The sequence below is a fragment of the Oerskovia sp. NPDC060287 genome (assembly GCF_042726775.1).
In the GTDB taxonomy this organism is placed as follows: Bacteria; Actinomycetota; Actinomycetes; order Actinomycetales; family Cellulomonadaceae; genus Oerskovia; species Oerskovia merdavium.
In genome coordinates this window covers 1-13,045 of sequence record NZ_JBHXBO010000115.1, presented here as the reverse complement: position 1 = coordinate 13,045, position 13,045 = coordinate 1, and the positions used below count along the sequence as shown (strand labels likewise).

Here is a 13,045-nt window from a genome sequence, read left to right as displayed (position 1 = left end):
CACAAAGGGCGAGCGCACGGTCGCGAAGACCGTGCACTCGCCCCTCGGGTCGGACGACTAGCCGAAGATCCCCGGCAGCGTCGCGCGGAAGACCTGGTCGGCCTCGCTCAGCGGGATCGTGAAGATGCCCTCGATCTCGAGCGACTCACCGGTCTCGGCGACCTCGGCCGGCTCGGTGCCGGTCTCGCCGATCTTGAGGACGGGCACGCCGCGGGCGACGCACGCGTCGACGAGCTTGGTCTCCTCGCTGCGCGGCACGGCGACGAGCGCGCGGGCCGTGGACTCGGAGAACAGGGCCTCGAACGGGGTCACACCGTCGCGGGTCGCGAGGGCGTCGATCGACACCTTGGCGCCGGTCCCGAACCGCAGCGACGCCTCGAGCAGGCCCTGGACCAGGCCACCCTCGGAGAGGTCGTGCGCGGCGGAGACCAGGTGGTCGCGGCTCGCGTTGACGAGGACCTCGGCCAGGGCGCGCTCGGCCGCGAGGTCGAGCTGCGGGGGAACGCCGCCGAGGTGCTGGTGGACGACGTCGGCCCATGCGGAACCGTCGAGCTCCGCGCGGGTCGTGCCGAGGAGGTAGATGGCCTCCCCCGCCTCGCGCCAGCCGGACCCGGTGGCGTGCGCGACGTCGTCGAGCACGCCGAGGACGCCGACGACCGGCGTCGGGTGGATCGACGAGTCGATCTGCCCGGGCTCTCCCGTGCCGTTGTAGAGCGAGACGTTGCCGCCCGTGACGGGGACGCCGAGGGTCTGGCACGCGTCGGCCAGGCCTTCGATGGCCTCGACGAGCTGCCACATGGAGTCGGGGTCCTCGGGCGAGCCGAAGTTGAGGCAGTCGGTGATGGCGAGCGGGCGCGCGCCGGTCGTGGCGACGTTGCGGTACGCCTCGGCGAGCGCGAGCTGGGCGCCCGTGCGCGGGTCGAGCTTGGCGTAGCGGCCGTTGGCGTCGGTCGCGAGCGCGACCCCGAGGCCCGTGGTCTCGTCGACGCGGATCACGCCGCCGTCGTCGGGCTGGGCGAGGGCCGTGTTGCCCTGGACGAAGCGGTCGTACTGGTTGGTGACCCACTCCTTGGACGCGAGGTTGGGCGAGCCGAGCAGGCGCAGCGCGGTCGCGCGGAGCTCGTCGGCCGTCTCGGGACGAGCGAATCGCGCGGCGCCCTCACCCGTCGAGATGCTGTCCGCGTTGAGGCCGTCCATCCACGTGGGGCGCGCGTAGGGGCGGTGGTAGGTGGGGCCCTCGTGCGCCACGGACTTGGGGTCCACGTCGACGATGCGCTCGCCCTGGTGGTCGATCGTGAGGCGACCGGTACCGGTGACCTCGCCGATGACCGAGGTCTCGACGTCCCACTTGCCCGTGATCGCGAGGAACTCGTCGAGCTTGTCGGGAGCGACGACGGCCATCATGCGCTCCTGCGACTCCGACATGAGGATCTCGCCCGCGTTGAGCGACGGGTCGCGCAGCAGGACCGAGTCGAGCTCGACGTGCATGCCGCCGTCACCGTTGGACGCGAGCTCCGACGTGGCGCACGAGATCCCGGCCGCGCCGAGGTCCTGGATGCCCTCGACGACGCGTGCCGCGTAGAGCTCGAGGCAGCACTCGATGAGGACCTTCTCCATGAAGGGGTCGCCGACCTGGACCGAGGGGCGCTTGGCGGGCACGCCGTCCTCGAAGGTCTCGGACGCGAGGATCGAGGCGCCACCGATGCCGTCGCCGCCGGTGCGCGCACCGAACAGGACGACCTTGTTGCCCACGCCCGAGGCGTTGGCGAGGTGGATGTCCTCGTGGCGCAGCACGCCGATGCACAGCGCGTTGACGAGGGGGTTGCCCTGGTACGAGGAGTCGAAGACGAGCTCGCCACCGATGTTCGGCAGGCCGAGGGAGTTGCCGTAGCCGCCGACGCCCGACACGACGCCGTGCACGACGCGCGCCGTGTCCGGGTGGTCGACCGCGCCGAAGCGGAGCTGGTCCATGACGGCCACGGGACGCGCGCCCATCGAGATGATGTCGCGGACGATCCCGCCGACGCCCGTCGCGGCACCCTGGTAGGGCTCGACGAAGCTCGGGTGGTTGTGGGACTCGACCTTGAACGTCACGGCCCAGCCGTCACCGATGTCGACGACGCCCGCGTTCTCGCCGATGCCGACGAGGAGGTGCTTCTTCATCTCGTCGGTCGTCTTCTTGCCGAACGTGCTCAGGTGCACCTTGGACGACTTGTAGGAGCAGTGCTCCGACCACATGACGGAGTACATCGCGAGCTCGGCAGCCGTGGGGCGTCGCCCGAGGATGTCGCGGATGCGCTGGTACTCGTCCGGCTTGAGGCCGAGCTCCGCGAAGGGCTGCGCCTCGTCGGGGGTGGCGGCTGCGCGCTCGACCGTGTCGAGGTGCGGCCGGTGCTCGGAGGTCGCTGCGGCGGGCGTCGGGGCGTTGCTGGGGGCGGTCATCGAATCCCTCGGGGTGGCGTGCCAGCCGGCGCGTTTCGACGAGCGAGTCATCGGGGAGGCGACCGGCACGGGGCTGCACAGGTGCGGCCAGTTTACCGGGGGTTGGGGGCGGCGCGGTCGGGCGTCCACGAACGCGTTCCTGGAGGTGCGGGTAGGCCCGTGGGCTGCGCGGATGCGCTCGCCTCGCGCGGTGAGGACCGGGTGCGCGGGGGGGGCGGGGCTGCGGCGGGGTTAGCCTCGCACGGTGACCTCGACCGTTCGCCGCCCCCGTTCGCGCCCCGCCCTCGTCGGGGCGGCGCTGGTGGCCTGCCTGCTGGTGGGCTGCACCGGGCCCGACGGCGCCGCTTCCGTCCCCGGGTCGTCCTCGCCTGCCGAGGGGGGCACGTCGGGCGACGCCGCGGAGGCCGAGACGGCCGAGCCCCCTGAGTCGGCCATGACGACGCACGCGCTCACGGCCGACGGGATCGAGCTGCTGCTGTCGGTGCCGGTCGGGGCTGGGCCAGGCGGGACCGAGGGAGAGACCGTGACCCCCGACGAGGACGGGTCGAGCAGGATCTCGTTCGGGCTCTCGGCCCCGGCGGCCGGGACGGGGTCCGGCTCCGAAAGCGGTGGCGAAGGTGGCAGCGACAACGGCACGGGGACCGGCACGGCTGACGACTCCGCCACCGCGACGCTCGACCTCGTCTCCCCCTCCGACGGTTCGCTGCTCCGCAACGGCGACGGCAGCATCAGCGTGCTCGACGCGGCGGGCACGCCGCTCGGCGGCCTGTCGGCGCCTGAGGCGACGGAACCGTCCGGATCCACGCTCCGCGCAGGAGTCGTGATCGTGGCACCGACCCGCGCGGAGGTGCGGGTCAAGGCTGCGGGGGTGACGCCGTCGGGCACGGCGGGGACCACCGCGAGCACCCCGCCCGACGACGTGACCGTGACGACCTGGCTCGGGGCGCAGGGCGTGCGCAGCGCGACCTGGGGAAACCGCGAGGGCGGGCGCTCGCTCGCGGTGGACCCGACGCCGTGGGCGCGACAGTCGGGCCTGGTGGGCGAGGAGACCGCGTGGGCGCAGCTCGTCGCGAGCGAGCCCGAGGCCGACTCGTCGACCATGCGCGACCAGTTCGACTGCCACGCGCTGGGCGCGACCGACAAGAAGACCTGGAACCTCGAGCCGTGGCGGCCCGACGTCGGGTTCCTCGCGACGGTCGCGGCGCGCTGCAACCCGACGTCGTAGCCCTGGGTGCCGAGCACGAGGTTGCGGACGATATCCAGCGGATTCCGCCCGCAACCTCGTGCTCGACCGGTCGCAACCTCGTGTTCGGCGCCGAGGGCCCTAGCATCGGCGGATGCTCTCCGACCTGCCTCCCACCTCGCTCCTGCTCGACGCGGCCGCGGCCTGGTCCGCCTCGACCGGGCACGGCGGGGTCCGGCTCGTCGAGGAATGGGTCTGGCCCCACGGCCAGTCCCGCGTGGCGCGCGTGCGCACGGGAGCGGGTGACGTCGTCGTGAAGTGGGAGCGCTCGGCGCGCAACGTGGAGCGCGAGGTCGAGGCCCTGCGGCGGTACGTCCCCGTGCTGGAGGACGACGCCGGACAGCTGCTCGCGGCCGACGTCGACGCGCACGTGCTGGTGCTGACGCACGTGCCCGGGACGCTGGCCGCCGGTGCGGCGGCCCTCGACCCGGACGTCCACCGGCAGGCCGGCGCCCTGCTGGCGCGGCTGCACGCGAGCGCCCCGGCCGTGCCCGACGAGGGCTACGGCGAACGCCTCCTCACCGAGCTCGACGAGAAGGTCGCTGCGCACGCCGACCTCGTCGACGCGGCGGACCTCGTGCGGCTGCGCGAGGTCGCGACACCTGTAGCCGACGTACGGTCCGTGCGGCTCGTGCCCGCGCACCGCGACTACGGTCCGCGCAACTGGCTGGTCGACGCGGCGGGGCACGTGCGCGTGATCGACTTCGCGCACTCCGAGCCCTCGCCGTGGGCCGTGGACCTGCAGAAGCTCACGATGCGCGAGTGGCGAGGTCGCCCCGAGCTGGAGGCGGCGTTCCTCGAGGGCTACGGGCGCGTGCCCGACGACGAGGATCACCTCGTGCTGCGCGCGTACGTCGCGCTCTCGGCGCTCGCGACCATCGCGTGGTCGGTCGCGCACGACGACCCGGGGTTCGAGGCCGAGGCCAGGTCGGTGCTCGCGGAGCTCGTGGCGGGCTGACCGGTCGGCCTTCTGTGCCGGCCTTCGGTGCCGTCGCTGGGTGCCGAGCACGAGGTTGCGGTCGCTGTCCGGCGGATTCCGACCGGAACCTCGTGCTCGACCGGTCGCAACCTCGTGCTCGCGCCGACAGCCCCGTGCTGCGCGCCAACCGTCAGCCATCAGCCGAGCCCGAGCATCTCCCGGACCGGCCCGACGCCGTGCAGCGTCACCTCGGGGCGCAACGCCTCGGCGCGGGACTCCCAGTCCTCCCGGTCGAGGCGGTACCGGACGTCGCCTGCGGGCTTGCCCTCGCGCGCGAGCGTCGCCGTGCCGTTGGGCCGGTAGCCGATCTTGCGCGTGACGCCGTTCGACGGACCGTTGTCCTCCCAGGCCGACGTCGTGGCCGTCTGCGCGCCGAACCCCGTGAAGAGGAGCTCGAGGATCATGAGGCGAGCGAGCGTACCGACGCCTGCCCCCTGGTGCCTGCGCCCGAGCCACGAGCCCGACTCCGCAGTGCGCGTCACCACGAAGTCCGAGGCCGTGAGAGCCTGCACGCCCAGCACCTCGCCTCCGCGGACCACGGCCAGCTCGATCGCCCAGGACGCGGGCGAGATCCGGGACGCGGCACCCCACTGGTAGGCCAGGATGCTGCGGCCGACCTCGACCGCCGACCCGCGCGACCACGGGAACACGAAGGGCATGAAACCCTCGTCGTGGATGCCCTCGCCACCGACCGCCGCGAGCTGGAAGAGCAGGTCCTCGTCGAGATGACGCAGCTCCAGGTCCCCCGAGACGACGCGCAGCCCGGACGGGGGCCAGAGCTCTGTGCGCGACGGGCGCCCGGTGCCGCGCGCAGCCTGGTCGGGGGCGTCGGCCGCGGGATCGCGCGTCGGGTCAGGTGCGGAATCGGGTGCCATCGGTGCAGCCTGGCCGAGTGCACGAGGCGCGTCAACAGGATTCCCGTGACCGAAGATGCCCCGGACGCACGAAGGGACCCGCAGGCCCGACGCGACGGCTGGTGGTCGTCGCGCCGGACCCACGGGTCCCTGGCTCCCTCGGCGGCGGTACCGCTCCGCCGGGCCCCGAGGTCGTTCGTGCGGTGCGGCTGGTGCCGCACCTGCTGCTGCGTTCGCCGAACAGACGGTTGTCGTCCGTCGACCATGCGGTTGCCGTCAGAATTCAGCAGGATTCGAACGCCCACCGCATGCTCGGCACCGAGGCCGGACCGGCACGGAACCCGGACCCTGACGGCGCCGGGAATCAGACCCCGTGCGCCGTCAGCGCCTCGCGGTCTTCGACCCGCCTCGTGCCGCCGCCTTGGCCGCAGCCTTCTCGCGCGCCTTGATCGACTTCTCGCTCACGGGCTCGTCACCGCTGGCCCGCAGCTGCCGGTAGTACTCCCGCGCCTCGTCCTGACGTACCTGCTCGGCCCCCGACGCGATCTTCGCGCGCAGGTGCTCGGGGCCGTAGCCCCAGGCGTCGACCAGGTCCTGGGCGTGGGGGCGCAGGCGCGCGACGAGGCGGTCGATGTAGCCCGTCACGATGCGCGCACGCTGCGCGGACAGGCGCCCGTTGATCAGGTACCAGGCGAGGTTGCGCTCGATGACCGTGAGCCCGAACAGGTCACGGACCCACGTGAGGACCTGGCGCGTGCCCGCGTCCTCGATGGTCTCGAGGGCCTGCGTGAACGCCTCCCAGTGCAGCAGGTCGGCGTGCGCCTTCGCCATCTCGATGAGCTCGTGCTGGTGCTCGTTGAAGAGCTCGGCGGCCTTCTCCGGCGTGGCCTTCTGCGCGGGGCGCAGCGCCGCCGCGACGTCGGCGACCATGGTCTCGACGCGGTCGGTCAGCAGCTCGCGCTGGTTGCCGACGTCCTTGAGGTGCCCAGCCGCACGGCGCGGGTCGCCCACGTCCGCGATGGTCTGGGCGGCCCGCTTGAGCGGCGTGCGGTGCAGTGCGGCATCGGCGGCCTGCTCGACCACGAACCGGGCCATCTGCCCGGGCGAGATGTCCTTGAACTCCTTGCCGTAGTCGGCCAGGAGGCGCTTGGCGACGAGCTGGAGCAGCACGGTGTTGTCGCCCTCGAACGTCACGTACACGTCCATGTCGGCGCGCAGGCTCGTGATCCGGTTCTCCGTGAGGAACCCCGCGCCGCCGCAGGCCTCGCGGGCCTCCTGGAGCGTGTCGAGCGCGAACCACGTGCTCATCGGCTTGAGCGAGGCCGCCATGGTCTCGAGGTCCTCGCGCGACTCGGGGGTGTCGTTCTCGCCCGAGAACACCAGGTCGAACAGGTCGAGCAGGCGGTCGTGCGCGAAGTGCATCGCGTAGGTCTGCGCGATGCGCGGGATCAGGCGGCGCTGGTGCGTGCCGTAGTCGAGGATCACGACCTCGTCGACGGGCGAGGCCGCGTTGAACTGGCGACGCTGGTTGCCGTAGGTCACCGCGGTCGTGAGGCCCAGCTTCGACGCCGTGATGGCGGCACCGTCGAGCGATACGCGGCCCTGGACGAGCGAGCCGAGCATCGTGAAGAAGCGACGCCCGGGGCTGTCGATCGGCGAGGTGTACGTGCCGTCCTCGGCGACCTGGCCGTAACGGGCGAGGAGGTTCTCGCGCGGGACGCGGACGTGCGTGAAGTGCAGGCGACCGTTGTCGATCCCGTTGAGCCCGCCCTTGAGCCCGTCGTCCTCCCCGCCGACGCCGGGAAGAAAGGCCCCCGCGGCGCCGTCGGGCGTGGTCTCGCGGATGGGCGCGTAGAACGCGTGGACGCCGTGGTTGACGCCGTTCGTCACGAGCTGCGCGAAGATGACCGCCGCCGTGCCGTTGACCGCCGCGTTGCCGAGGTAGTCCTTCCAGGCCCCGCGGAACGGGGTGTGGACGACGAACTCCTGCGTGTCCGGGTCGAACGTCGCGGTCGTCGCGATCGAGGCGACGTCCGAGCCGTGCCCCGTCTCGGTCATGGCGAACGCACCGGGCACCGAGGCGTCCATCGCGGCCGGGAGCAGGCGGTCCTGCTGCTCGGGCGTGCCGAGGTGCAGGATCGCCGCGGCGAACAGGCCCCACTGGACGCCCGCCTTGATCTGGAGCGAGGGGTCCGCGGCGACGAGCTCCTCGAACCCGGCGAGGTTGCCGCCCGCGTCGTCCTGCCCGCCGAGGCGCGTCGGGAACCCGCGGTGCACCTGCCCGATCTCGACGAGCTGCTTGACCTGGTCCATGACGCGCTCGCGGTGCTCGGTGAGCGAGAGCCCCTCGATGCGCTGGAACCGCTCCTCGCCCGCGGTCGCGCGCGCCTTGGCACGCAGGTCGGCCCACCGGCCCAGGAGCTGGTGCGAGAGGTCGGCCACGTCGACGCGGACCTCGCCCTCGGGCATCGGGGGTGTGACGCCTGCGGCGGGGATGGACGTGGAGGTCGCTGCGCCGTCGCCCCGCTGGGTGTCGCGGGCTGCGGTGCGGTCAGAGGTGGTGGTCATCGGGACTCCTGTGTGCCGGTGGTAGCCATGAGAAGGATCAGAGGTCGTCGGTGGAGGGGGCGGCGGTTCCGTCCGAGGCGGCGGTGCCGCCGGGGGCGCCGCCGGTCGCGGTCGCGGCGTCGTCGGTCGTGACGCCCCGGCCACGGGCCATGACGCCCACGGGCCCGCCCCACAGCCAGGCCGCGACGCGCTCGGTGAGCTCGTCGCGGTCCGGGGTGTCGGGGTCGTCGTGGTGGCCGAGCCACCACTCGCCCGCGCCGCGCACGAACCCGACCGCGCCCGCGGCCCAGGCCGCGGCGTCGGCGGGCGTGACGTCGGCCGCGCGCGTGAAGGGCTGGGCGACGAGCTCGGTCACCGAGTCGAGGAACGCCGCGAGGGGCGCCGAGGCCGTGCGGGCCGTGCCGTCGGTGCCGGCGATGGCGCCCGTGCGGGTCACGAAGTAGTAGACGTTGGGCGAGCTCGCGATCATCTCGAGGTACACGCCGACCATGGCGCGCAATGCCCGGCGCGGTGTCTCTGCGGACTCGGCGGCCTGGGTCAGGGCGTCGTGCATCTGCCCGACGACCGACGCCCCGATCGCGATCTGCAGGCCGGTCTTGTCCTCGAAGTAGCGGTAGATGATCGACTTGGACGTGCCCGAGGCCGCCGCGATCTCGTCCATGGAGACGCCCGGTCCGCCCTTGTGGACGGCCTTGCGGGCCGCGTGCACGAGCTCGGCGCGACGGATCGCGCGGTGGTCGTCCCAGCGGGTCGAGCGTCCGTCCACGACGGGAGCAGGAGCGGGTGCGGGGGCGCGGCCGGGGGCACGGTGGAGCACGGCGGAGCGAGGCCGTCCGGTCCTGCCGTTCGTGTCGCCGTTGATCACACAGTCCTCCAGAGGTGCCCGACGTCGGTGTCGTCCCTGGTCGTCCGTCCGTCGGTCCGCGAGTGGTCCTCACGACGGCGTCCTGCCCTGGCGGGAACGCCGGGCACAGGGAGTGAAGGGTGTGACCCGCCTCACGATACCGAGAGTATCAGGTACTGTGGGTCTTGGACACCGCGTGGATCGCGCCCGCGGTCCGAGATCCTCAGCAACGAAGCGAGAGAGAGCAGCCGAAGTGGCCATCCGGAAGACGCAGCAGCCCACCCCCACGCCCAGTTCCCCCCAGCAGCCCCCGGCCCTCCGCGACGCCTACGTCCTGGGCGGCAACCGCATCCCGTTCGCACGCGCCGGCGGGAAGTACACAGGGGCCAGCAACCAGGACATGTTCACGGCCGCCCTCGAGGGGCTCGTGGCCCGCTACGGCCTCCAGGGCGAGCGCCTGGGCGAGGTCGTCGGCGGCGCGGTGCTCAAGCACTCGCGCGACTTCAACCTGGTTCGCGAGTCGGTCCTGGGCTCGTCGCTCTCGCCCCAGACCCCGGCGTTCGACCTCCAGCAGGCGTGCGCCACGGGCCTCGAGGCCGTCGTCACCGTGTCCAACAAGATCCGCCTCGGGCAGATCGAGTCGGGCGTCGCGGGCGGCTCCGACACCGTGTCCGACGCCCCCATCGCGGTGAGCGAGGGGCTGCGCAAGGCGCTGCTCAAGGCCAGCCACGCCAAGACCCTGGGCGCGCGCCTCAAGGCGTTCGCCTCGGTGCGCCCCGGCGACCTGGCGCCGTCGACGCCCAGCACGGGCGAGCCCCGCACGGGCCTGTCGATGGGCGAGCACCAGGCGATCACGACCGCCGCGTGGGGCATCACGCGCGAGGCGCAGGACGAGGTCGCGCTGAACAGCCACCTGAACCTCGCCGCCGCGTGGCAGGCCGGGTTCTTCGACGACCTCGTCACCCCGTTCCGCGGCCTCACGCAGGACCAGAACATGCGCGCCGACTCGTCGGCCGAGAAGCTCGCGTCCCTCAAGCCCGTGTTCGGCAAGCACCTCACGCCGAGCGCGCCCACGCACGGGGCCGCGGCGGGCGGAGACGCCGGACCCGCTCAGCCGGTGGGCCCCACCATGACGGCCGGCAACTCGACCCCCCTGACCGACGGCGCCTCGGTCGTCCTGCTCGGTTCGCGCGAGTGGGCCGCCGAGCACGACCTGCCGGTCCTGGCCCGCGTGGTCGACGCCGAGTCCGCCGCCGTCGACTACGTGCACGGCCACGAGGGCCTGCTCATGGCCCCGGCGCACGCGGTCCCCCGCCTGCTCGCCCGCAACGGCCTCGCGCTCGAGGACTTCGACGTCTACGAGATCCACGAGGCCTTCGCCTCGACGGTCCTGACCACGCTCGCCGCGTGGGAGGACGACGACTACTGCCGCACCGAGCTCGGCCTCGACGGCGCCCTGGGGTCGATCGACCGCTCGCGTCTCAACGTCAACGGTTCGTCGCTCGCCGCAGGGCACCCGTTCGCCGCGACGGGCGGGCGCATCGTCGCCACGGCGGCGAAGCTCGTCGCGCAGAAGGCCTCCGAGACCGGTCGCCCCGCCCGCGCGCTCATCTCGATCTGCGCGGCCGGCGGCCTGGGCCTCGCCGCGATCATCGAGAGCGCCGACGACCTGTCCACCACGCCTGCGCAGAGCACCGAGAGCTGAGGGAACCCGCCATGACCGACAAGTACCTGTCCGCCGTGAACTCGGGCTTCACCAAGACGCTCGCCAAGAAGCTCGGCCTCCCCCGGCCCGCCGTCCTGCGCCGCTACCGCGCGGGCGACCCGCTCGTGCCCGGCCCCGTGCTGGTGATCGGCGAGCCCGGCTCGGCCGCCGACACCACCGCGGTCGCCCAGGCCCTGCTCGGCTGGGACCTCGACGTGCGGCAGAACGCGAACGGCGCCGAGACCCGCTGGGGTGCGATCGTCGTCGTCCTGACGGGCGCGACGAGCCCCGCTGACTTCTCGGCCCCCGTCCTCGAGCTGGGCGCGAACCTGCGCCAGCTCGAGCCCGGCGGCCGCGTCGTGACCGTCTCGCGCGCACCGTCCGACGACGACACGCCCCTGCTCGCGGCGACCCGCCAGGGCGTCGACGGGTTCCTGCGCTCGCTCGCCAAGGAGCTGCGCGCGGGGGCCACGGCCAACGGCATCCAGCTCACCGACGGCACAGCCCCCGACAGCACCTCCGCCCTGGCCACGCTGCGCTTCTTCCTCTCGGCGAGGTCGGCGTTCGTCGACGGCCAGCTGCTGCACGTGGGCCCGGCCGCGAGCGCCGAGGCCCCCGACTGGGACCGCCCCCTCGCGGGGCGCGTCGCGGTCGTGACGGGCGCAGCCCGCGGGATCGGGGCGGCCATCGCCCGGACGCTGGCCCGCGACGGCGCGACGGTCGTCGTGGTCGACGTCCCCGCGGCGGGCGAGTCCCTCGCGAAGGTCGCGAACGAGATCAAGGGCACGGCTCTGCAGCTCGACGTCACGGCCGACGACGCGGGCGCACGGATCCTCGAGCACGCGCGGACCCGCCACGGCGGTCTGCACATCCTGGTCCACAACGCCGGGATCCTGCGCGACAAGCTCCTCGCCAACATGTCCCCCGACAAGTGGGACGCCGTGATCGCGGTCAACCTGCTCTCGCAGCTCCGCATCAACGACTACCTGCTGGGCGCGAGCGGCTTCTCCGAGGCCCCGCACATCGTCTCGCTCGCCTCGACGAGCGGCATCGCGGGCAACCGTGGCCAGACGAACTACGGCGCCTCCAAGGCCGGGGTCATCGGCCACACGCGCGCGACGGCACGCCTCCTGGCCCCGCTCGGCGGCTCGGCCAACGCGGTCGCGCCCGGGTTCATCGAGACCGACATGACGGCGTCGATCCCGCTCGTCCAGCGCGAGATGGCGCGCCGCGTGTCCTCGCTCCAGCAGGGCGGCCTGCCGATCGACGTCGCGGAGGCCATCGCCTTCCTCGCGTCGCCTGCGGCGGTCGGCGTCAACGGCCAGGTGCTGCGCGTGTGCGGCCAGAGCCTGGTGGGCGCGTGACGGCCGCCACGCACGAGACCCGCAACCCGCGCCTCGTCACGCTGCCCTCGCTGCCGGGGCTCGGCGGCCTGTACGCGAAGGGCGTGGCGTCGTCGGGCCGGATCGCCGTGACGCGCTCCCCCGTGGGGCGCGCCCTGCCCGGGACGCGTGACGTCGTCCTGCCCGACGTCGTCTACCGCGTCGCCGACGTCCCGACGTCGGGCGTGACCGAGCACCTGACCGACTACCAGCGGCTGATCGGCGAGCGCGTGTGCGACACCCTGCCCGCGGGGTACCTGCACGTGCTCGCGTTCCCGCTCGCGACCGCGCTCATGGTGCGCGGCGACTTCCCGCTGCCGCTGCTGGGGCTCGTGCACGTATCCAACGCGGTCTCGGTGCACTTGCCCGTGCAGGTCGGGGACGTGCTCGAGGTTCGTGCGTCCGCCGAGAACCTGCGCGCGCACCGGCGCGGGGTCCAGGTGGACCTCGTGACCGAGGTCAGCACGGGGGGCGAGCTCGCCTACCGTGGCGTCTCGACGTACCTGGCCAAGGGGTTCGGGCTGCCGTCGGGCGAACGGGCGGCCGAGGAGGTGCCGCGCGAGGAGTTCGTGCCACCGCTCCCGACGGCGCGCTGGGAGCTCGGCAGCGGGGTCGGGCGCGCGTACGGCGCGATCTCGGGCGACCGCAACCCCATCCACACCTCGGTCCTGGGCGCCAAGGCGTTCGGCTTCCCGCGGACCATCGCGCACGGCATGTACACGGCCGCCCGGGCGCTGGCCGAGGTCGGCGCGGCACGCGGCGACGCGTACGACTGGACGGTCGAGTTCGAGAAGCCGGTCCTGCTGCCGGGCACGGTCCAGGTCGCGATCCACCGCGTGCCCGACGACGGCGCTCACCCGGGCGGGTTCACGTACGCGGGCTGGAACGGGAAGAGCGGCAAGCGGCACTTCAGCGGGACGGTCACGCCGCGCTGAGCGCTCGTGCGGTCGCCGCGGCTCCTGCCGAGAAGTGACGGTCGCCGCGGCTCCTGCGGAGAAGTGAGTAGATGCCCCTGATCGGGTCAGATC

General features: G+C 73.2%; 9 protein-coding genes. 5 read left to right on the top strand and 4 right to left on the bottom strand.

What is annotated here, in order from left to right; all coding sequences use genetic code 11:
- Positions 1 to 57 precede the first annotated feature (57 nt).
- Positions 58 to 2,442, bottom strand: a complete 2,385-nt coding sequence (gene purL, locus ACFWFR_RS11560) for a phosphoribosylformylglycinamidine synthase subunit PurL (protein ID WP_377623060.1) — start codon at positions 2,440 to 2,442, stop codon at positions 58 to 60.
- A gap of 244 nt (positions 2,443 to 2,686) precedes the next feature.
- Here purL and ACFWFR_RS11555 point away from each other — a divergent pair, with 244 nt between their 5' ends.
- Both ACFWFR_RS11555 and ACFWFR_RS11550 read left to right on the top strand, forming a co-directional pair.
- Positions 2,687 to 3,667 carry a DUF2599 domain-containing protein gene (locus ACFWFR_RS11555; protein WP_377623059.1) on the top strand — a complete coding sequence of 327 codons (981 nt, stop codon included), beginning with the start codon at positions 2,687 to 2,689 and terminating at the stop codon, positions 3,665 to 3,667.
- Between the two features lie 112 nt (positions 3,668 to 3,779).
- Positions 3,780 to 4,643, top strand: coding sequence for a phosphotransferase family protein (locus ACFWFR_RS11550; RefSeq protein WP_377623058.1), 864 nt, complete (start codon positions 3,780 to 3,782; stop codon positions 4,641 to 4,643).
- Between the two features lie 158 nt (positions 4,644 to 4,801).
- Here ACFWFR_RS11550 and ACFWFR_RS11545 read toward each other — a convergent pair whose 3' ends face one another.
- The 3 genes from ACFWFR_RS11545 to ACFWFR_RS11535 form a co-directional block, all read right to left on the bottom strand.
- The gene (locus tag ACFWFR_RS11545) at positions 4,802 to 5,539 is read right to left on the bottom strand and encodes a GNAT family N-acetyltransferase (protein WP_377623057.1); all 738 of its coding nucleotides are present in this window, start codon (positions 5,537 to 5,539) and stop codon (positions 4,802 to 4,804) included.
- Between the two features lie 360 nt (positions 5,540 to 5,899).
- The gene (locus tag ACFWFR_RS11540; protein WP_377623056.1) at positions 5,900 to 8,086 is read right to left on the bottom strand and encodes an acyl-CoA dehydrogenase; all 2,187 of its coding nucleotides are present in this window, start codon (positions 8,084 to 8,086) and stop codon (positions 5,900 to 5,902) included.
- Between the two features lie 37 nt (positions 8,087 to 8,123).
- Positions 8,124 to 8,951, bottom strand: a complete 828-nt coding sequence (locus ACFWFR_RS11535) for a TetR/AcrR family transcriptional regulator (protein ID WP_377623055.1) — start codon at positions 8,949 to 8,951, stop codon at positions 8,124 to 8,126.
- Positions 8,952 to 9,183: 232 nt separating this feature from the next.
- Between ACFWFR_RS11535 and ACFWFR_RS11530 the strand changes: the two genes are divergently transcribed.
- Genes ACFWFR_RS11530 through ACFWFR_RS11520 form a run of 3 tightly spaced genes read left to right on the top strand, consistent with a single transcriptional unit; the run spans position 9,184 to position 12,952 of the window.
- Positions 9,184 to 10,635 (top strand): acetyl-CoA C-acetyltransferase, encoded by a 1,452-nt coding sequence (locus ACFWFR_RS11530; RefSeq protein ID WP_377623054.1) that lies wholly within the window; start codon positions 9,184 to 9,186, stop codon positions 10,633 to 10,635.
- A gap of 11 nt (positions 10,636 to 10,646) precedes the next feature.
- Complete coding sequence (locus ACFWFR_RS11525) at positions 10,647 to 11,999, top strand: 3-oxoacyl-ACP reductase (RefSeq protein ID WP_377623053.1); 1,353 nt, start codon at positions 10,647 to 10,649, stop codon at positions 11,997 to 11,999.
- Positions 11,996 to 12,952 (top strand): MaoC/PaaZ C-terminal domain-containing protein, encoded by a 957-nt coding sequence (locus ACFWFR_RS11520; protein ID WP_377623052.1) that lies wholly within the window; start codon positions 11,996 to 11,998, stop codon positions 12,950 to 12,952. The genes ACFWFR_RS11525 and ACFWFR_RS11520 overlap by 4 nt, the downstream gene beginning before the upstream one ends.
- Positions 12,953 to 13,045: the final 93 nt, after the last annotated feature.

Coding starts and splice junctions, on each gene's coding strand:
- ACFWFR_RS11550 (WP_377623058.1), top strand. CDS start 3,780: ATGCTCTCCGACCTGCCTCCCACCTCGCTCCTGCTCGACGCGGCCGCG.
- purL (WP_377623060.1), bottom strand. CDS start 2,442: ATGACCGCCCCCAGCAACGCCCCGACGCCCGCCGCAGCGACCTCCGAG.
- ACFWFR_RS11545 (WP_377623057.1), bottom strand. CDS start 5,539: ATGGCACCCGATTCCGCACCTGACCCGACGCGCGATCCCGCGGCCGAC.
- ACFWFR_RS11540 (WP_377623056.1), bottom strand. CDS start 8,086: ATGACCACCACCTCTGACCGCACCGCAGCCCGCGACACCCAGCGGGGC.
- ACFWFR_RS11525 (WP_377623053.1), top strand. CDS start 10,647: ATGACCGACAAGTACCTGTCCGCCGTGAACTCGGGCTTCACCAAGACG.